This is a genomic window from Pseudosulfitobacter sp. DSM 107133, from assembly GCF_022788695.1.
In the GTDB taxonomy this organism is placed as follows: domain Bacteria; phylum Pseudomonadota; class Alphaproteobacteria; order Rhodobacterales; family Rhodobacteraceae; genus Pseudosulfitobacter.
Window position 1 is genome coordinate 1,738,024 of record NZ_CP085154.1, and the last position, 16,888, is coordinate 1,754,911.

16 protein-coding genes are annotated in these 16,888 nt (G+C 59.8%); 4 read left to right on the plus strand and 12 right to left on the minus strand.

The features are described from left to right. Positions 1-76 precede the first annotated feature (76 nt). On the minus strand, positions 77-874 hold the full coding sequence (locus DSM107133_RS08530; RefSeq protein ID WP_240310708.1) for a helix-turn-helix transcriptional regulator: 798 nt from the start codon (positions 872-874) through the stop codon (positions 77-79). Between the two features lie 248 nt (positions 875-1,122). On the opposite strand from DSM107133_RS08530, the gene DSM107133_RS08535 reads away from it, so the two are divergent. Then, positions 1,123-1,443, plus strand: coding sequence for a hypothetical protein (locus DSM107133_RS08535; protein WP_162792175.1), 321 nt, complete (start codon positions 1,123-1,125; stop codon positions 1,441-1,443). Positions 1,444-1,613: 170 nt separating this feature from the next. Here the strand turns inward: DSM107133_RS08535 and ilvN are convergent, their stop codons facing one another. The 5 genes from ilvN to DSM107133_RS08560 form a co-directional block, all read right to left on the minus strand. Further along, positions 1,614-2,174: an acetolactate synthase small subunit gene (ilvN, locus tag DSM107133_RS08540; RefSeq protein ID WP_114295687.1), complete on the minus strand. Its 561-nt coding sequence runs from the start codon at positions 2,172-2,174 to the stop codon at positions 1,614-1,616. Between the two features lie 28 nt (positions 2,175-2,202). Beyond that, entirely contained in the window at positions 2,203-3,375 is a 1,173-nt protein-coding gene (locus DSM107133_RS08545; protein WP_114295686.1) for a low temperature requirement protein A, read from the minus strand. 2 nt (positions 3,376-3,377) lie between these two features. Then, on the minus strand, positions 3,378-5,129 hold the full coding sequence (locus DSM107133_RS08550) for an acetolactate synthase 3 large subunit (RefSeq protein ID WP_114295685.1): 1,752 nt from the start codon (positions 5,127-5,129) through the stop codon (positions 3,378-3,380). A gap of 303 nt (positions 5,130-5,432) precedes the next feature. Then, positions 5,433-6,095 (minus strand): response regulator transcription factor, encoded by a 663-nt coding sequence (locus tag DSM107133_RS08555; RefSeq protein ID WP_114295684.1) that lies wholly within the window; start codon positions 6,093-6,095, stop codon positions 5,433-5,435. Further along, positions 6,092-7,570 carry a cache domain-containing protein gene (locus DSM107133_RS08560; RefSeq protein WP_114295683.1) on the minus strand — a complete coding sequence of 493 codons (1,479 nt, stop codon included), beginning with the start codon at positions 7,568-7,570 and terminating at the stop codon, positions 6,092-6,094. Before DSM107133_RS08560 ends, DSM107133_RS08555 begins: the two co-directional genes overlap by 4 nt. A 240-nt stretch (positions 7,571-7,810) precedes the next feature. On the opposite strand from DSM107133_RS08560, the gene DSM107133_RS08565 reads away from it, so the two are divergent. From DSM107133_RS08565 to DSM107133_RS08575, 3 genes are all read left to right on the plus strand, one after another. Next, on the plus strand, positions 7,811-8,899 hold the full coding sequence (locus tag DSM107133_RS08565; protein ID WP_114295682.1) for a TRAP transporter substrate-binding protein: 1,089 nt from the start codon (positions 7,811-7,813) through the stop codon (positions 8,897-8,899). A gap of 141 nt (positions 8,900-9,040) precedes the next feature. Next, on the plus strand, positions 9,041-10,009 hold the full coding sequence (locus DSM107133_RS08570) for a C4-dicarboxylate ABC transporter permease (RefSeq protein ID WP_114295754.1): 969 nt from the start codon (positions 9,041-9,043) through the stop codon (positions 10,007-10,009). Positions 10,010-10,083: 74 nt separating this feature from the next. After that, entirely contained in the window at positions 10,084-12,438 is a 2,355-nt protein-coding gene (locus DSM107133_RS08575; protein ID WP_114295681.1) for a TRAP transporter large permease subunit, read from the plus strand. Between the two features lie 127 nt (positions 12,439-12,565). Here DSM107133_RS08575 and DSM107133_RS08580 read toward each other — a convergent pair whose 3' ends face one another. The 6 genes from DSM107133_RS08580 to DSM107133_RS08605 form a co-directional block, all read right to left on the minus strand. Continuing rightward, entirely contained in the window at positions 12,566-13,609 is a 1,044-nt protein-coding gene (locus DSM107133_RS08580) for a nitronate monooxygenase (RefSeq protein WP_114295680.1), read from the minus strand. A 15-nt stretch (positions 13,610-13,624) separates the two neighbouring features. Continuing rightward, positions 13,625-14,251 carry a LysE family translocator gene (locus tag DSM107133_RS08585; RefSeq protein ID WP_114295679.1) on the minus strand — a complete coding sequence of 209 codons (627 nt, stop codon included), beginning with the start codon at positions 14,249-14,251 and terminating at the stop codon, positions 13,625-13,627. Positions 14,252-14,393: 142 nt separating this feature from the next. After that, positions 14,394-15,209: an arginyltransferase gene (locus DSM107133_RS08590; RefSeq protein ID WP_114295678.1), complete on the minus strand. Its 816-nt coding sequence runs from the start codon at positions 15,207-15,209 to the stop codon at positions 14,394-14,396. 81 nt (positions 15,210-15,290) lie between these two features. Next, on the minus strand, positions 15,291-15,728 hold the full coding sequence (locus tag DSM107133_RS08595; protein WP_114295677.1) for an RDD family protein: 438 nt from the start codon (positions 15,726-15,728) through the stop codon (positions 15,291-15,293). 64 nt (positions 15,729-15,792) lie between these two features. Further along, positions 15,793-16,203: a DUF2852 domain-containing protein gene (locus tag DSM107133_RS08600; protein WP_114295753.1), complete on the minus strand. Its 411-nt coding sequence runs from the start codon at positions 16,201-16,203 to the stop codon at positions 15,793-15,795. A gap of 146 nt (positions 16,204-16,349) precedes the next feature. Beyond that, the gene (locus tag DSM107133_RS08605) at positions 16,350-16,814 is read right to left on the minus strand and encodes a YbaK/EbsC family protein (protein WP_114295676.1); all 465 of its coding nucleotides are present in this window, start codon (positions 16,812-16,814) and stop codon (positions 16,350-16,352) included. Positions 16,815-16,888 lie beyond the last annotated feature (74 nt).

The following is a 16,888-nucleotide window of genomic DNA, read 5'->3' on the forward strand; positions in this document are numbered from 1 at the left end:
TTCGGGCATAGGCTGCACTGCCCGTGCCTGTCAGCGCATCAGCGACAGAGGTTTTCTGCGGGCGACATGGGCCGTCTTATTGGAACGGCGTGTCCGGGCGCAGCAGCCGCAGGTGGAAGGGCAGCAGATCATCCCGATCGCAAAAGCCGGTGGTGCGCGCAACGCTGCGCGCCTGCCGCCAGTCTGTGCCCAGATGTTCATAGACGATACGTTCGATACGCGCGCTGGTGACAGTCTCGCGAATGGTGCGGGCCACATAGCCGACCCAAAAGTTGTTTTCGAACGATGCTTCGCGCGCCAGATAGTTGAACGAACCGGTCACCGCGCCCCTGCGCGAAACCAACGCGGCAATACCGTCATCCTGTCGCACCACAAGCCCGCGAAATTCGCGCGATTTGCTGTCATGGGGCAGGCCCTGTTGGGCCAAAGCGATACGCGGTTCAAACCCGCGCAGGAAAGTCGCGTCGTTTTTGCGCGTAACATGGACCAGACCCACGACAAACTGGTCTGGATGAATAAAGCTGCGGCGCGAAAACCGATAGAAGCCGCTGGGAAACTGGATCTCTGTCACAGTGGCAGATTGCCTGCCAAAGAAGTCGTGCAAATAGGGGTCTGACAGCAACTGGCCTTCGCGGCTGATTTCGTCCACGGGTTCCAGCAGAATTCGGGCGTCGACATTGAAAAAGGTACAGATACGCGCCAGAATATCGGGGCGGGGAAAGCTTTCGCCGGACAGATAGCGGTTGAATTGTGTGCGATTGACGCCCAGCCGGCGCGACAGTTCCGAAATCGACGGGTATGGACGTGCCAGAATGCGCAGATTGGCCCCGAACATGTCGCGCAGTTCGGACGGGGAACGTTTGCCGCCAGTCATGACGGGTGCCTTTTGCCTGCGTGCGTTGCGACAGCAGTGTTGTCTCGAAGTAATTCCATAGAATGAGCTGTAGTACTTTGGCGTCAGGGTTGATGCGACTTAGCAGCTCTATGATGAATAGTCTGCCACAAAAAGCAAGACTGGTTGTGTGCACAACATATGTTATAGCTGACGAAAGGAGCCTAAGCAGAAGCTGGGAGACAAAAGTGTTTGGGGTTGTGTTGTGGTATGACGCTGTGGATCGCAAAATGGTGATCCTGAGCGAAAGCCAGGATGACCCGTTGTTCATCTATGTTGGCAGTTCCGCGCTGTGTTCAGCAGACTGCTTTGACGCAGGCGATTTGGTGCGTTTCAACGTCGATATCGTCAATAACCGGCGTCAGGCTTGCAATATCACGGTTTTGAACAGACGGGCACATTGCGGGCCGTATTCGCCTGCGCAAACCGGCAGGGGGGCGGTGCATGTCGTCCGCTCGGCCCGTGTTGTTCCCTTCTCGCTGCCGTCGCAGCGGGGGGCCGAAACACCACAACGTACTTCCGTCGGCTGTTGCACTTATGAAGAAACCTGACTCACTTAACGCTGCCTGAAATCAAAGATTTCAACGCGTTAAGTGATGGCCTGTGTGTGATGTTTTCCGAGACGTGCTTTCGGGCCGGAATATGATGGGCAGGGCGCTGTTGCGTCCTGCTCTCATCCTGTGTGCGCTTTCGAAACGTTCCGGCGCACCCGTCAAGTGCCTTAGTCGCCCCGCGACAGTGCCGCCACGCCGGTGCGGGCCACGTCGACCAGCCCCAGAGGGCGCATAAGGTCGGCAAAAGCGTCGATCTTTTCCGGCGCGCCGGTGATTTCAAAGACAAAGCTGTTCAGCGTGCTGTCGACCACATTGGCGCGGAAAATATCGGCCAGACGCAGCGCCTCGACCCGTTTGTCACCGCCACCGGCCACTTTGAACATGGCCAGTTCCCGCTCGACCGACGGCCCCTCGACTGTCAGGTCGTTGACGGTGTGCACCGGCACGATCCGGCCCAGCTGTGCCTTGATCTGTTCGATCACCTGCGGCGTGCCGGTGGTGACAATCGTGATGCGCGACAGGTGGCCTGCGTGATCCACCTCGGCCACCGTCAGGCTGTCGATGTTATAGCCGCGCCCCGAGAACAACCCGATGACCCGCGCCAGAACGCCCGGTTCGTTTTCAACCAGAACCGCCAGCGTGTGCCGCTCTTCCACATCCGAGAAGTTGGGCCGTAGGTTGTAAGCCGAATGGCTGGTCGCGCCTTTTTTGATTTTTAGAGCAGACATGGGACATTCCTTTGGAAACGTAGTGTTTTTAACCGTTGATATAGGCAGGCGAGGCAGAGTGGTTGCGCAGCCAGACAGTGACCGCACCCGCCACGGCCAGCAGGGTCATCGAGAACGGCAGAACCGCGCAGATCACACAGACCACGGCCATCGCCGGCAACAGCAATTGCGCGGTGCCGGTGGCATGGTGACGGTCGCGCACCAGCCAAAGGCCAAGCAGATATGCCGCCATCGGCAGGGCCACCGCCATGTCGCCCGCCATCTGTGTCGTGTGGGCATGGTGCGTGGCCAGTTCGACCTGAACCGCCAGACCCGCACCCACGGCAGCACCTGCACCGAATACGATATAGTGACCATAACCCCAGACCAGCGCGCGGCTGAGCTTGGGCGATGTCAGGTGGTCTTCCTTGCAAAAGTACAGCCACCACAGGGCAAAGGTGATGATGACACCGCAGAAGGCCATCCAGATCAGGCCAAACGACAGGCCATCCGTCGTCGCGGTGCTGATGGCCATCGAGCCTGCAAGCAATGCCTCGCCCAGCACGATAATGGTCAGCAGACCATAGCGTTCGACGATGTGATGCCGGTGCCAGGGCGTTGCGGCGGCGCGTTCGGCAAAAGCCGGAACAGCCAGTTCAAGCACGACACCGATCAGCACCACAAGCCCCAACGGCAGGCTCAGCGACAGCAGCAGGGGCAGGGCCAGCCAGTAGATCTGGGCGAGACCGATGCCCGCGGCATACCGCCTGGCGGTCTTTGCCCGTGCAGCATCGCCGCGCGCGGCACCCAGCCACATCACGATCATGCCGACACGCATCACCACATAGCCCAGGATCACCACGGTCAGGTTCAACTGGGCAAACAGTGCCGTTTGCCCAGCTGCCATGATCAGCGCACCGAACATGATCACCATCGTCAGCAACCGGAAGGCGACGCTGTCGTCGTCATAGGCCGAGGCAAACCATGTGTAGTTCATCCACGCCCACCAGATGGCGAAAAACGCCAGCAGGTAGCGCAACAGCCCTTCCAGCGCGTGCCCTTCGGCAACCGCATGGTGCAGGCCTGCCGCTGCCGCCGCAATCGCGATGACCGAGACCAGATCGAAAAACAGCTCCAGCGGTGTCGCCGCCCGATGCGCCTGGGCGCTGTCACGGGGGCGAAACACCAGATGGTCGGACATCAGCTTGGAAAGCCCGCCCATGGTTACACCAGCACCGAACCCTTGGCGTCGATGACGCCTTGGGTGTCGGCCTCGCCCAGAAGCATTTCGTTGTGTGCCTTGCCCGAAGGGATCATCGGAAAGCAGTTCTCGTGCTTTTCGACCAGACAGTCGAACAGGACCGGTCCGTCGTGGTTCAGCATTTCCATGATCGCGTCGTCCAGATCGGCAGGGTCCGAACACAGGATACCCTTGGCGCCGAACGCCTCGGCCAGTTTCACGAAATCGGGCAGGCTTTCCGACCACGAATGCGAATAGCGTTCGCCGTGCAGCAGCTCTTGCCACTGGCGCACCATGCCCAGACGTTCGTTGTTCAGAATGAACTGTTTGACCGGCAGGTTGAACTGCATCGCGGTGCCAAGCTCCTGCATGTTCATCAGCCAGCTGGCTTCGCCCGCGACGTTGATCACCAGCGCCTCGGGGTGGGCCATCTGCACGCCGATGGACGCAGGAAAGCCGTAGCCCATGGTGCCCAGACCGCCGGATGTCATCCAGCGGTTCGGATCCTCGAAATTCAGGTACTGCGCCGCCCACATCTGGTGCTGGCCCACTTCGGTGGTGATGTAACGGTCATGGTCCTTGGTCAGCGCCTCAAGACGTTGCAGCGCGTACTGCGGCTTGATTGTCTTGCCCGACTGGGTGAACTTCAGACAGTCGACCTCTTGCCAGGTGTTGATCTGCTTCCACCATTTCGCCACGCCTTCGGCATTGGTCTTGCGACCGCGCGATTTCCAGACCTTCAGGATGTCTTCCAATACATGCGCCACGTCGCCCACGATGGGAATGTCGGCCTTGATCACCTTGTTGATCGACGAGGGATCAATGTCGATGTGTGCCTTGATCGACTTGGGCGAAAACGCATCCAGCACGCCGGTGATCCGGTCGTCAAAGCGCGCGCCGATGTTGATCATCAGATCGCAGCCGTGCATCGCCATGTTGGCCTCGTACAGACCGTGCATGCCCAACATGCCCAGCCATTTGTCACCCGACGCAGGATAGGCGCCCAGACCCATCAGGGTGCTGGTGATCGGAAAGCCGGTCGCCTCGACCAGTTCGCGCAGCAATTGCGAGGCTGCGGGCCCCGAGTTGATGACACCGCCGCCGGTATAGAAGATCGGGCGCTTGGCGGTTTCGATGGCGGCCACCAGTTCGGTGATCTCTTCCATGTCGCCCTTGACGGTGGGCTGATAGTGCGACTGCGACGGTTTGGGGTCGGTATAGGTGCCCGAGGCAAACTGCACGTCCTTGGGGATGTCCACCAGAACGGGGCCGGGACGGCCCGACATGGCAACGTGAAACGCTTCGTGGATCACGCCCGCCAGCTTGTCGGTCTCTTTCACCAGCCAGTTGTGTTTGGTGCAGGGGCGGGTGATGCCCACGGTGTCGGCTTCCTGGAATGCATCCGAGCCGATCATGAAGGTCGGAACCTGTCCGGTCAGAACAATGATCGGGATGCTGTCCAGCAACGCATCGGTCAGGCCGGTCACCGCATTGGTGGCACCGGGCCCCGAGGTCACAAGGCACACGCCGGGCTTGCCGGTCGAGCGCGCATAGCCCTCGGCGGCATGGACGGCACCCTGTTCGTGGCGCACCAGAATGTGCTTGATCGAGTTTTGCTGAAAAATCTCGTCGTAAATCGGTAGGACGGCGCCGCCGGGATACCCAAATACCGTGTCCACACCCTGATCTATCAGGGCCTGAACCACCATCTTTGCTCCGCTCATTTGACGTGTCATAGCTCTACTCCGGTTACGCCATACTGTCTTGGGCACATAAAAAAACCCCCGTTTTTGGCGGGGGCACATGGGTCGAATTCTGGTCTACCGTTACCGGCCCATGTGCGTTGATCCAATAATGACGACGACATCTAGCATGTCTTGGGTCCTCTCAAGTGCGTTTTGGGACATTATGAGCGGGGTCCGAGGGCGTCAACAGTCAAACGGCAAGAAAAAGTGTCGCACAGCAGGTTTTTTGCGACATTTTATTTCGCGCGCCCGCAATTCGACGACACAAGCGCAAATTGGCCCAGGGAATCGCTGTTACAGGCGCACGCCGGTGCCTTGCAGCACACCATGTTCCATCGCGTAGCGGGTCAAACCGGCGGTGCTGGAAATGCCCAGCTTGTGTTTGATGTTCTTGCGATGGGTTTCCACGGTGCGCACCGAAATATCCAGATCGCGTGCGACTTCCTTGTTGGACAGGCCCTGTGCCAGTTGCAGCAGGATCGTTTGTTCGCGTTCCGTCAGCGATGCGCGCACGTCGCCCGGTTTTGGCTCGATTGACCCTTTGGCGCCGGTGCACAGATAGCGTTCGCCGCGCATTACCGCGTCGATCGCATCCTTGATCTCTTCTGTGGGCACGTCTTTCAGAACATAGCCGCGCGCGCCATGGTCCAGTGCCGAGGCGATGTATTCGGGGCTGTCGTGCATCGACAGAACCAGCACGGCGGTGTCGGGGCTGCGTTCCAGCACCAGTTCGGTGGCGGTCAGCCCGCCCATTCCGGGCATGTTCAGATCCATCAGGATCACATCGGGTTTCAGCACATCAAGCTGGTCGATCACATCCTGCCCGTTGCCCAGACTGCCGACCACCACAAGATCGTCATAGCTTTCCAGAATGGACTGGATGCCTTGGGCGACCATCGGATGATCATCGACCACCAGCACGCGGATCGGATGGTTCGGAGTGGCTTGATCGGTCATGATTGCCTCTTTTGCAGTGGCGGGGTGTGGGCGGCTTCGGTGCCGGATTTGGGATCGGGGGGCAGCAGGTGGGTCAGCGGCACCGTGGCCTCGACAACCGTGCCGACACCATGCGTGCCAGCTTCGGAACTGCCTTTGCCCCGCGCGGACAGGATGCGCAAGGTGCCGTCCAGCTGTTCAACGCGCTCTTGCATGTTGCGCAGTCCGATGCCGGGTTGGTTGCTGCGATGGTCGCGCGCGATGCCACAACCGTTGTCGGTTATGCGCAACGTCGCGCCGCGCCGGTGCCCGCGCAAGTCGACGGTCACATGGGTCGCACCGGAATGGCGTTCAATGTTGGTCAGTGCCTCTTGGGCGATGCGGTACAGCGCAATCTTGGCGTTCTGGTCCAGACGGTTGCGGAACACCACGGTGTCAAAGGTCGTCTTGACCCCGGTACGCGCTTCAAAGTCGGTGGTCAGCGCCTTGACCGCAGGGCCAAGGCCCAGATCATCCAGCACGCCGGGGCGCAAATCGCGGCTGATGCGGCGCACCTCGGTAATGGCGGTGGCCAGATTGTCAAACCCCTGATCCAGCGATTCCTCGGCCATCTCGGTCTTGCCGGATTTCAGCCGCCGCCGCGCGATGTCCAGGGCAAAGCGCACGCCCACAAGGATCTGGCTGATGCCGTCGTGCAATTCGCGCGCCACGCGGCCACGTTCTTCTTCCTGGGCATCAAACACCCGCTGGGTCAGCCGCTTGAGCTTGGCATCGGCCAGCCTGCGTTCGCGGATGTTGATGACCATGCCCGAGCCAAAGACCAGCAGCAGCGCAAGCAGGGTGATGACGGTAATATAGACAAAGGTGCGCTGCACCCGCGTTTCGACCTCAAGACGCGAGGCCGCGATATTGGCCAGTACATCGTCAATAAACACGCCCGTGCCGACCGCCCACTGCCAGCTGGGGAAAGAGGTGACATAGGAAATCATCCGCGCATCTTTGCCCGTTGACGGTTTCGGCCACAGATGGGTCAGATACCCGTCGCCCTGACGCGCGATATTGATCAGGTCACGCACCACCGGCGTGCCTTCGGCGTCGGTCTCGTCCATCCAGTTGCCGCCAATCCGGTCGGTCTGGCGCGGGCTGACCAGATTGGTGCCATCATAGTCGTAGACAAAAAAGAATCCTTCGCGGCCATAGATCATCGCGGCAAGGATCTGTTTTACGCGTTTCTTCGCGGCCTCGTCATCGGGGGCGGCGTTGCCATAGATAAAATAGAACCCGTTGCGGGCCTGGGTGACGTAGTTGCGCAGTTCGGCCTTTTTGGCTGCGATCAGCTGGGATTCAAGCGCACGGATTTCGCGGTTGGCCAGTTCGCGCGACTGCACCGTGACCAAAATAGCAATCGCAGCCATCGCCAGCACCAGCGGCATCGCCGCGACCAGCAACAGTTTCTGTGCATAGCTGAATGTGAAGAATGACCAAAGACGCTGCATGTTGATTCGATAAGCCGTTTCAGGTGCGAATCATAGAGGGCAGGGCGGTCTGACCGGAATTCAGTGGTCTTCTAACCCCTGCAAAACATATGCCCGAAGACATTTTGGGGGAAATCTAATCAACGATCTCCGTAGTACTTGGTATTTCATTTTGATTCTACCTGAGTAGTGTAGCGACACGCGAACGACCGCCAGCAACGAGAGCCGAGCGGTCGTCACATAACTTTGGGAGGAGTATCTATGGACCGTCGTTCATTTCTGAAGACGTCTGCAATGGGCGGCACAGCCGCCGCAGCGACAACACTTGCCGCACCGCTTTACGCACAGGGCAAGCGCACGCTGACAATGGTGACAGCATGGCCGCGCGGTTTTGCCGTGCTGGACGATGCGGCAACCTATTTCAACAACATGGTTGATGAAATGTCGGATGGCACGCTGACCATCGAGAAAAAAGCCCCCGGCGAGCTGGTCGGCGCGTTCGAAGTGTTCGACGCCGTGTCCTCGGGTCAGGCTGACATCTATCACGCGGCTGACTATTACTTTATCGGTCAACACCCCGGTCTGGCCTATTTCACGGCCGTGCCCTTTGGCGGCACCGCCCAGGAGCTGACCAACTGGTATCTGCACGGTGGCGGTCACGAGCTGCACAACCAGATCGGTGAAATCTTCAACATGAAGATGTTCCTGGCCGGCAACTCGGGCTCGCAGTCCGGTGGCTGGTTCCGCAAGGAAATCAACTCGGCAGCCGACTTCAACGGTCTGAAGTTCCGTATGCCGGGTCTGGGCGGCAAGGTGCTGGGCAAACTGGGCGCATCGGTTCAGAACATTCCCGGCGGCGAGCTGTATCAGGCGCTGTCCTCGGGCGCGCTGGACGGTCTGGAGTGGGTCGGCCCGTTCGCGGACGAACGCGCAGGTTTCCAGGAAGTTGCCAAGATCTATTACACTGCGGGCTTCCACGAGCCGGGCTCGGGTCTGACGGCATCCGTCAACCTGGACGTATTCAACGAACTGACACCGGCCCAGCAGAAGATCATCGAATATTCCGCGATGGCAACCACGCACACCGGTCTGGCCGAAACACTGGCCAACAACGGTGCCGCACTGGCGCGTCTGCAACAGCAGGGTGTGAAAACCATGCAGTTCCCCGACGACGTCTGGGATGCCTTCGGTGCCGCTTCGAAAGAAGTGATGGACGAGAACATGGACGATACCCTGTTCGCAGACATCCGCGGCAGCTTTGAAGAATCGCTGCGGTCTTCGGCGGAATGGCTGCAAAAATCCGACGCCTTCTATGTCGAGCAGCGTCAGCGCGTGCTGAACCAGGGCTAAGCGACAGATATCAACATATATCCGGGGGCCGTGCCATATGCGCACGGCCCCTGAACTGCATCCGGCCTGTTGCAGCAGGTCAAGACGGCAATCGTGCGAAACCGGCAACAAGCCCGGCATGCACACGGGGAGGGGATGACCATGGTCGACGAAGTAATGTGCGCGGGATTTTTCCGGGCGGCAGAGGGCGCAAAGCTCAGCTGTCTCGATAAGTTTCAGGACAGCGGACTGATCCAGTTCGTTTTCGGCAACCTGCTGGAAGCGGTCTATAACGTCTTTGCAGCCTTGCTGAATCCGGCCATGTGGCTGAACTGGTCTGACGGTCAGGCGCTGATGCGCTTTATCTACTACGGCGGTTCGGTCGAGCTGTTCTTTGTCGCTTTGCTGTTCCTGATCATCATCACCGCATTTGGCATATGGAAGCGTGGCTTCATGTGGGGCTGCGTGCGCGCGCTTGAAGGGCTGAGCAACACGCTGGGCCGTTTCTTTGCCTGGGCCGGTCTGCTGATGGTGCTGCAACAGATCGTGATCGTGTTCATGCAGCGTATCTTTACGCGGCCTGACATCTCTTTCGGTTTTGGCATTCCGGTGCAATTCGACATTTCGTGGTTTGGCGAAGAACTGAAGCTTTACAATGCTTTGGTCGTCTGTCTTTGCGTGTCCTACACCTTTGTTCAGGGCGGGCATGTGCGGGTTGACCTGTTTTATGCAGGTGCCAAGTTCCGCACCAAAAAGATCATCGACATGTTCGGGGCGATCTTTTTCATGATGCCGTTTGCGATCATCACATGGATGTACGGCTGGTTCTTCCTGTGGCGTCACCTTGTTACGCCGAACCCTTCGGCTTCGGACAAGCTTGAGCTGCTGTTGCGCAAGGCGCGTATCCTGAAATGGAACGTCGAAACCATCGGCTTTTCGCCCAACGGCTTTAACGGCTATTTCCTGTTCAAGATCCTGCTGGTCAGCTTCTGCGCCATGGTGATGTTGCAGGCGATTGCGACACTTTACCGAAGCTGGTGCGAATTGCGCGAAGGCGAGGCATCAGAAGGCAAATATCTGGACCGCGACAGTCTGGGCGAGGGCGAAGAAGCCTATGAGGGCACGCACTGATGTGCGCCTTCAAATTAACACACAATAATGACGGCCGCACACGGCCTGCACGCAAAGCGTAGGGACATATTATCATGTTATTTGGACTCGATGGCGTCGAAATTGGCCTGATCATCGTCTTTGTCTGCCTGTTTGGCGGCATCCTGTCGGGCTTTCCGGTGGCCTTTGCCATCGGCGGGGCGGGCATCATCTCGTTTGGTATCATTGCCGCGCTCGACAGCGCGGGGCTGCTGATCCATCAGGCGATTGACCAATCCAGCGCGATGTATCGCGATCTGGTCAACAGCGGGGTCAAGGCGGATGCGATCAGCATTTTCCGGTATCCCGACCTGCCGCGCGTGGCGGAGTCTGTGTTCCCGCAAGGCTGGGAAGTGGCGATGGACCGCAACGTGTCGTTTATCGTGAACCGTATGAACGAACGGGTTCTGGCGGGGCAGTCGATTGAAACGCTGCTGGCGGTGCTGATGTTCGTCCTGATGGGCATCACGCTGGAGCGCTCGAAAATCGCCAACGATCTGCTGACCACCATGGCGCGCGTCTTTGGTCCGCTGCCGGGTGGTCTGGCCGTGTCGATCGTGGTGGTGGGCGCGTTTCTGGCCGCCTCGACCGGGATTGTGGGCGCGACCGTGGTGACCATGGGCCTGCTGGCGCTGCCGACCATGCTGCGCAACAATTATTCGCCCGAGATCGCCACAGGCGTTATTGCTGCTTCCGGCACGCTGGGGCAGATCATTCCGCCTTCGATCGTGATCGTTCTGCTGGGCACACTGGCGGGGGATCTGTATTCGGCGGCACAGGAACAACGCGCACAGCTTGCGGGCTGTACCGACGCACTCAGCTATCTGGGCAAACCGGCGGTTCTGTCTGTTGGAACGCTGTTTCAGGCCGCACTTCTGCCGGGCATCCTGCTGGCGCTGATGTATGCGCTGTATGCGTTTGTCTATGCCTTGTTGAACCCCGAGAAGGCACCCGCGGTGCCGATGGGGGCGTCGAGTTCCGAACCGATCACGCGCGCCGAGGGCTTTACCTGGTTCCTGGGCGTGCCGATCCTGATGGTGGTGGGCACGATCCTGCTGGGCAATATGGGCGTCGTCGGCTCGCAAAACATGACCGTTTCGTCCTTCTCGGACATTGAAAAGGGCGCGTCGCTGCGCACCAATGTTTCGCCAGAGTGCAAGGCGTCGATGATCGAACTGCACGGCCAGTCGAAATGGGACAAGGCTGTGACGCAACAGCAAGAGATCGACGCGGCAGGGGGCTTGCATGCCTCCGAGCGCCTCTCGCCCGAAGCCTTGCAGGCCGCCATTGACGCCAAGGTCGAAAACGCAGCGCCCATCGGCACAGGCACGGCGATCCTGTTGATCCTGACCGGCCTGATCCTGACCACGGCGCGCGGGGTGTCGCCGTCGCGCGACAAGCGGCCCTTGATTGTCGGGGCCATCGGCGTGGTGCTGGTGCTGCTGGTGGATATTCTGCTGATCGGTCCGCGCACCTCGTCGGGGGTCTATGTGGTGCTGATGGCGATCCCCTTTGCGACGGTCCTGTACGGCTGTTTCCACGGGGTTATCACCTGTTCCAAGAACGAACTGATCCGCGTGGTTTTCCCGCCGCTGATCCTGATCGTGGCTGTGCTGGGGTCGATTCTGGGCGGTATCACCAACCCGACGCCGGCCGCTGCACTGGGCGCGGGTGGTGCGATCATGCTTGCGGCCTATCGCAAACTGACCGACCTGGACCGCACGCCAAAAGTGATCATCTGGTCAACGCTGGCCATTCTGGTCTGCATTCTGGTCGGCGTGAACTTTGATCTGCGCATCAACACCGACGATGTGTCGTTCGAAAGCTGGGTGGCATTTGTCGTGGCCTATGCGGCCTATCTGTACGCGCTGTTCGGTTTGCTGTTCAGCTGCTGGGTTCTGTTCACCTCGGGTGTTCTGACACCCATCGTGCGCGAGACAGCCAAGGTGACGTCGATGGTGTTCACCATCCTGATCGGCAGCCAGATCCTGAACCTTGTGGTGATCAGCTTTGGCGGTGAACATTACATCCAGATGTTCCTGAAGTCTTTCGACAACGAGATTACCGTGTTCCTGCTGGTGATGCTGGTGCTGTTCGTTCTGGGCTTTGTCCTGGATTTCCTTGAGATCATCTACATCGTCATTCCCATCGTGGGGCCCGTTATCTATGGCGGCACCTTTGACCCGAAATGGGTGACGATCATGATTGCGGTGAACTTGCAGACCTCGTTCCTGACGCCGCCCTTTGGCTTTGCGCTGTTCTATCTGCGCGGGGTTGCCCCCAAGGAGGTTACCACAGGCCACATCTATCGCGGTATCATCCCGTTCGTGTTGATTCAGGTGCTGGGGCTGGCGATCTTGTGGTTCTTCCCGTCGATCGTGACGATTGTACCGGATCTGATCCCGAACTGATCAGTTCGGCAAGGTAACTGAAAAAGGGCGCGTCCGATGGGATGCGCCCTTTTGCGTTTGTGCGGGGGGAAACCGCTGGAGGCTCTGCCTCCAGACCTCCGGGATATTTGGGGCCAAATGAAAGCGGTTATTGGGATTCCCTGTGCAGCAGGGTCAGCAGGTCGGCGGCGGGCATGGGGCGGTGAAGGGGGGCACCCTGTCCGGCCCATTGCGCGCCAAAACCATGTTCGCCTGCGGCTTTGGCGGCGGCGTTGAGCGCTTTGCCTGCGTCATAGGCGATGGGATAGTCGGGAGGGTTTGCACGGGTTCCGGCACCCCAGGCGGTGAACCGGTTTGCGAGGCAACGTGCAGGACGTCCCGAAATGGCGGCGGTCATGGTGGTGTGGTGGGCCGCATCACTGGCCAGGGCCGCACGATATGGCGCATCGGCACTGCTTTCGGGGCAGGCGATAAAGGCGGTGCCCAGCTGGGCGGCAATGGCCCCCAGATCAAGGGCGGCGCGGATGCCTGCGCCATCCATGATGCCCCCTGCGGCGATGACCGGCCGGTGGCAGTTTGCCACAAGCAGTCGGGTGAGGGCGTCTGTACTGAGTTTGTCATCAGGGGCGTCGGGGTTGAACATCCCACGGTGGCCACCGGCCTCGAAACCCTGCGCCACGATGGCGTCAATACCGGCGGCTTCGATGGCGCGTGCTTCGTCAAGGTTGGTTGCGGTGGCGAGCAGGGTGATGCCTGCGTCTTTCAGGGCCTTGATACGGTCGGTGTCAGGCAGGCCAAAGTGAAAGCTGACCACTGGCGGCGCGCTGTCCAGCAGCATGTCGAGCATGGCATCATCGTCGGCAAAGCTTTGATAGATCGTGCGCAGGGCTGCGGGCGGTTCGCCATTGTAGCGTGCGAACAGCGGCTGCATGGCATCGAGCCAGGCAGCCTCGCGGGCAGGGCGTGCCGTGGGGGTGGCATGGACAAAAAGGTTGACGTTAAAGGCGCGGTTGGTGAGGGCGCGGGTGGCCGCGATCATCGCGCGCGCGCCAGCGGCGTCGGTGGCGCCAACGCCGATCGAACCAAGGCCGCCCGCGTTCGAAACAGCGGCGGCAAGCGCGGGCGTGGAAACGCCGGCCATTGGGGCCTGAATGATCGGGACAGAAATGTTTAGGCGGTTCAGGAGGGTCATGGTGGTCCTTTCAGTTCAGGCCCGCTTGAACAGGGCGGTGGCCACGCCCATCGCGATCAGGGCGCTGCCGCCCGCACGGGTGACCCCTGCCAGCACCGCGGGGCGCGCGATCGTGGCGCGCAGCCTGTCGGCCAGCAGCGCATAGGCCAACGCGTTGAGCACGGCGAGACCGACAAAAGTTGCGATCAGGATGGCAAACTGGGGCAGCAGGGCTGCGTCAACGGTCACGAATTGCGGGACAAAGGCGATAAAGAAAACGATGGATTTCGGGTTAAGCGCGGTGACGGCGGCGGCGTGGGTGAACACGCTGGCGGCACGGGCCTCAGGCAGATCCGCGACTGCGCCCAACGATGCCGAAGGGGCGCTGCGCAGCAGTTTGACACCCAGATAGACCAGATAGGCCGCTCCTATCCATTTCAGCGCAGTGAACAACGTGGCCGAGGCCAGCACCAGCGCGCCAAGCCCCGCAAGCGAGGCCGACATGGCGATGAAATCGCCCAAGGCGACGCCCGCAACCGTGGCCAGCGAGACCCGTCTGCCCTGGCTGATGGCATAGCTGAGCACCAGCAGCACGGTCGGTCCGGGAATAAGAAGCAGGGCGGTTGATGCGGCGACGAAGGTCAGCCAGATTTGAAGGTCCATTTTGCGTGTTCTCCCTAGTTTGGGAAAGCAAGCCATGGGGATTCAGAGGTGTAAAGCAGAAATCTCCGCACGGTCGCGTGCGGGCGATGGCTGGAGACTCTGCCACCGGGCCTCCGGGATATCGAGGGCCAAAAGAAGTGTGTCAGCGTGCCGGGCGGCTGTCGGGCAGGGCGATATTGGCCACCTGTTCGGCAATCGGGTCCGAAGACAGCGGATGGGTGTCGGGGCTGTAATCGTCGGGATTGTTCAGCTTGGTCCATTTGCCGCCGACATAAATCTCGAGGCCGGAAAAGTTGGATTTATATCCCATCTTCTGACTGCCCGGCACCCAATAGCCCAGATAGACATAGGGCAAGCCCGCCTCGCGGGCGATGGCGATGTGATCGAGGATCAGATAGGTGCCAAGGCTGTTGCGCGGCATGTCGGGGGTGTAGAAGGAATAGACCATGCTCAGCCCGTCTGACAGCACGTCGGTCAGGCAGGTGCCGATCAGGGTGCTTTGGTCATCGGTGTATTCGATGACACGGCTGCGCACCGGCGTTTCCTCGATCATCGCGGCGAATTCGAAGACATCCATGTCGGCCATGCCGCCATCGGCGTGGCGGCTGTCCAGATAGGTGCGGAACAGTTCGTATTGCGCCTCGGTCGCCCAGGGCGATGTGGCACGGCGGCTGATGCCGGCGTTGCGGCGCAGGGTACGCTTCTGGCTTTTGGAGGGCTGGAAAGTGGCGACGTTGATGCGCGCCGACAGGCAGGAAGCGCATTCGGTACATGACGGACGATACAGCACATTCTGCGAGCGGCGGAACCCTTGCTGGGAAAGACTGTCGTTCAGCCGCCCCGCGTTTTCACCCTGCAGGGCAGTGAACAACTTCCGCTCCATCCGCCCGTCAAGATAAGGGCAGGGTTGTGGGGCAGTGACATAGAACTGCGGGGCGAGAGGCAGCGAGTGGCGCATGTATTATCCGTACGATTTTAGACAATGATAACCGGACAGAAATGTGTGACAAGAGCCACTTCGATTCAAGGTTTACAAGAATTAGCCCAATGCCCGGCGATTCATCGCGGCCGTACCCAGCGCGATGTCGGTCAGGCTTTGGCCGCGGGCCGAGGCGCACATGAAGATCACCGACAAGAGTTGCAGAGGAAAGATCGCCCAGCTGACATAATATCCCACGGTGTGAATCAGCGCCTGACCCAGATCCAGACGCGCACCGGTGCTGTCGCGCAGCTCGATCGCGCACAGCCGCATGCCCAATGTTGCACTGCCGCCCGTGATGGTGATCACGCGATAGGCAAAATCCAGCGTGGCAAAGAGAACCGGAAAGAAAAACAACGCTGTAAAGGCGGTGAACGGAACGATAATCACCGCCAGAAGCGACACAAGCAGCATGTCGACGATCCAGGCCAGGAAACGTTTGGCGGTCACGTCGCGGTAAAATTTCGGATCGGTGAGCGGATCGGCGGAATAGGTCATGTCAGCCTTCTGTATCAAGGATAAGCCAGCCCCCGCGACGGGGGCCAGCACAGTGTTGTCGCAATCAGGCGTCAGCGTCGGCTTTGCCGGATTTGGCGCGCTCGTCCATGAACTGGTCGAACTCGGCCTTGTCCTTGGCCTCGCGCAGGCGCTCCAGGAAGGCTTCAAAGTTGGTCTGCTCTTCTTCCAGACGGCGCAATGTGTCAGCCTTGTAGCTGTCAAACGCCGAGTTGCCGGTAGAGCGCATGGTGTGCATCGAACGGGCCATGCGGCGGGACGAACAGGATTTGTTGAACATACGTTTGCTCCAGATCATGTAAAACAGAAGGGCCAGGCCGACGGGCCAGAAAAAGATAAAGCCCAGGACCATAGCGGCGATCCATGCGCCTTTGCCGCGGTCATCCATCCAGGCCTCGGTTTTGCTGAACCAACCGGGGTTCGAGGCCGAGGAGGCAGGTGCAGTAACAGTTGTCATCATGTGAACCTTTCATCATCAACGTGGAAATCCCGGTTTGATTGGGTCTTGGCCGGAATGTGAATGTCTTTCACATCAATCAATTTGGGTATTCTGGGCGATGACGCAAGGGGCTATGTGAATGTTTTTTACATTTTCCGAAAGGATCAAGTAAAATCAGATACTTGTCCGTCACAAATTCTTGCAAGTTCTGCCGGTTCGGCGGCAAACACATGGTGTGGCGTGCCCGCAGCGGCCCAGATTACGTCGAAATCCATCAGGCGGCGGTCGAAAAAACACTGGATGGGCGACAGGTGGCCCACCGGAGACACCCCGCCAATGGCAAAGCCGGTCTGGGCACGGATCAGGGCGGCGTCGGCCTTGCCCAGTTCTTCACCCGCAAGCGCGGTTGCCTTGACCGGATCGACACGGCTGCCACCCGCAGTGACAAACAACACGGCGCGCCCGCTGGTCTGGCCCTGAAACACGATCGACTTGCCTATCTGGTCCACATCGCAGCCCACGGCGCTGGCAGCGTCCTCGGCGGTGCGGGCCAGGGCGGTTTCGGTGATCTGCGGGGGCAGCCCGGCGGCCTCGAGGGCGGCGCGGACACGTTTCAGGCTTTTGCTCATGGGGGCATAAGTGGCAATTGGCGGCAACGGACGCAAGGGTCGAAATGGGCCTGCTGTTTAGGGTCAGATCGCAT

What these genes read in the sequence shown, in the direction of transcription:
- DSM107133_RS08530 (WP_240310708.1), bottom strand. Translation starts at nt 874, where the DNA reads ATGACTGGCGGCAAACGTTCCCCGTCCGAACTGCGCGACATGTTCGGG.
- DSM107133_RS08535 (WP_162792175.1), top strand. Translation starts at nt 1,123, where the DNA reads ATGGTGATCCTGAGCGAAAGCCAGGATGACCCGTTGTTCATCTATGTT.
- ilvN (WP_114295687.1), bottom strand. Translation starts at nt 2,174, where the DNA reads ATGTCTGCTCTAAAAATCAAAAAAGGCGCGACCAGCCATTCGGCTTAC.
- DSM107133_RS08545 (WP_114295686.1), bottom strand. Translation starts at nt 3,375, where the DNA reads ATGGGCGGGCTTTCCAAGCTGATGTCCGACCATCTGGTGTTTCGCCCC.
- DSM107133_RS08550 (WP_114295685.1), bottom strand. Translation starts at nt 5,129, where the DNA reads ATGACACGTCAAATGAGCGGAGCAAAGATGGTGGTTCAGGCCCTGATA.
- DSM107133_RS08555 (WP_114295684.1), bottom strand. Translation starts at nt 6,095, where the DNA reads ATGACCGATCAAGCCACTCCGAACCATCCGATCCGCGTGCTGGTGGTC.
- DSM107133_RS08560 (WP_114295683.1), bottom strand. Translation starts at nt 7,570, where the DNA reads ATGCAGCGTCTTTGGTCATTCTTCACATTCAGCTATGCACAGAAACTG.
- DSM107133_RS08565 (WP_114295682.1), top strand. Translation starts at nt 7,811, where the DNA reads ATGGACCGTCGTTCATTTCTGAAGACGTCTGCAATGGGCGGCACAGCC.
- DSM107133_RS08570 (WP_114295754.1), top strand. Translation starts at nt 9,041, where the DNA reads ATGGTCGACGAAGTAATGTGCGCGGGATTTTTCCGGGCGGCAGAGGGC.
- DSM107133_RS08575 (WP_114295681.1), top strand. Translation starts at nt 10,084, where the DNA reads ATGTTATTTGGACTCGATGGCGTCGAAATTGGCCTGATCATCGTCTTT.
- DSM107133_RS08580 (WP_114295680.1), bottom strand. Translation starts at nt 13,609, where the DNA reads ATGACCCTCCTGAACCGCCTAAACATTTCTGTCCCGATCATTCAGGCC.
- DSM107133_RS08585 (WP_114295679.1), bottom strand. Translation starts at nt 14,251, where the DNA reads ATGGACCTTCAAATCTGGCTGACCTTCGTCGCCGCATCAACCGCCCTG.
- DSM107133_RS08590 (WP_114295678.1), bottom strand. Translation starts at nt 15,209, where the DNA reads ATGCGCCACTCGCTGCCTCTCGCCCCGCAGTTCTATGTCACTGCCCCA.
- DSM107133_RS08595 (WP_114295677.1), bottom strand. Translation starts at nt 15,728, where the DNA reads ATGACCTATTCCGCCGATCCGCTCACCGATCCGAAATTTTACCGCGAC.
- DSM107133_RS08600 (WP_114295753.1), bottom strand. Translation starts at nt 16,203, where the DNA reads ATGACAACTGTTACTGCACCTGCCTCCTCGGCCTCGAACCCCGGTTGG.
- DSM107133_RS08605 (WP_114295676.1), bottom strand. Translation starts at nt 16,814, where the DNA reads ATGAGCAAAAGCCTGAAACGTGTCCGCGCCGCCCTCGAGGCCGCCGGG.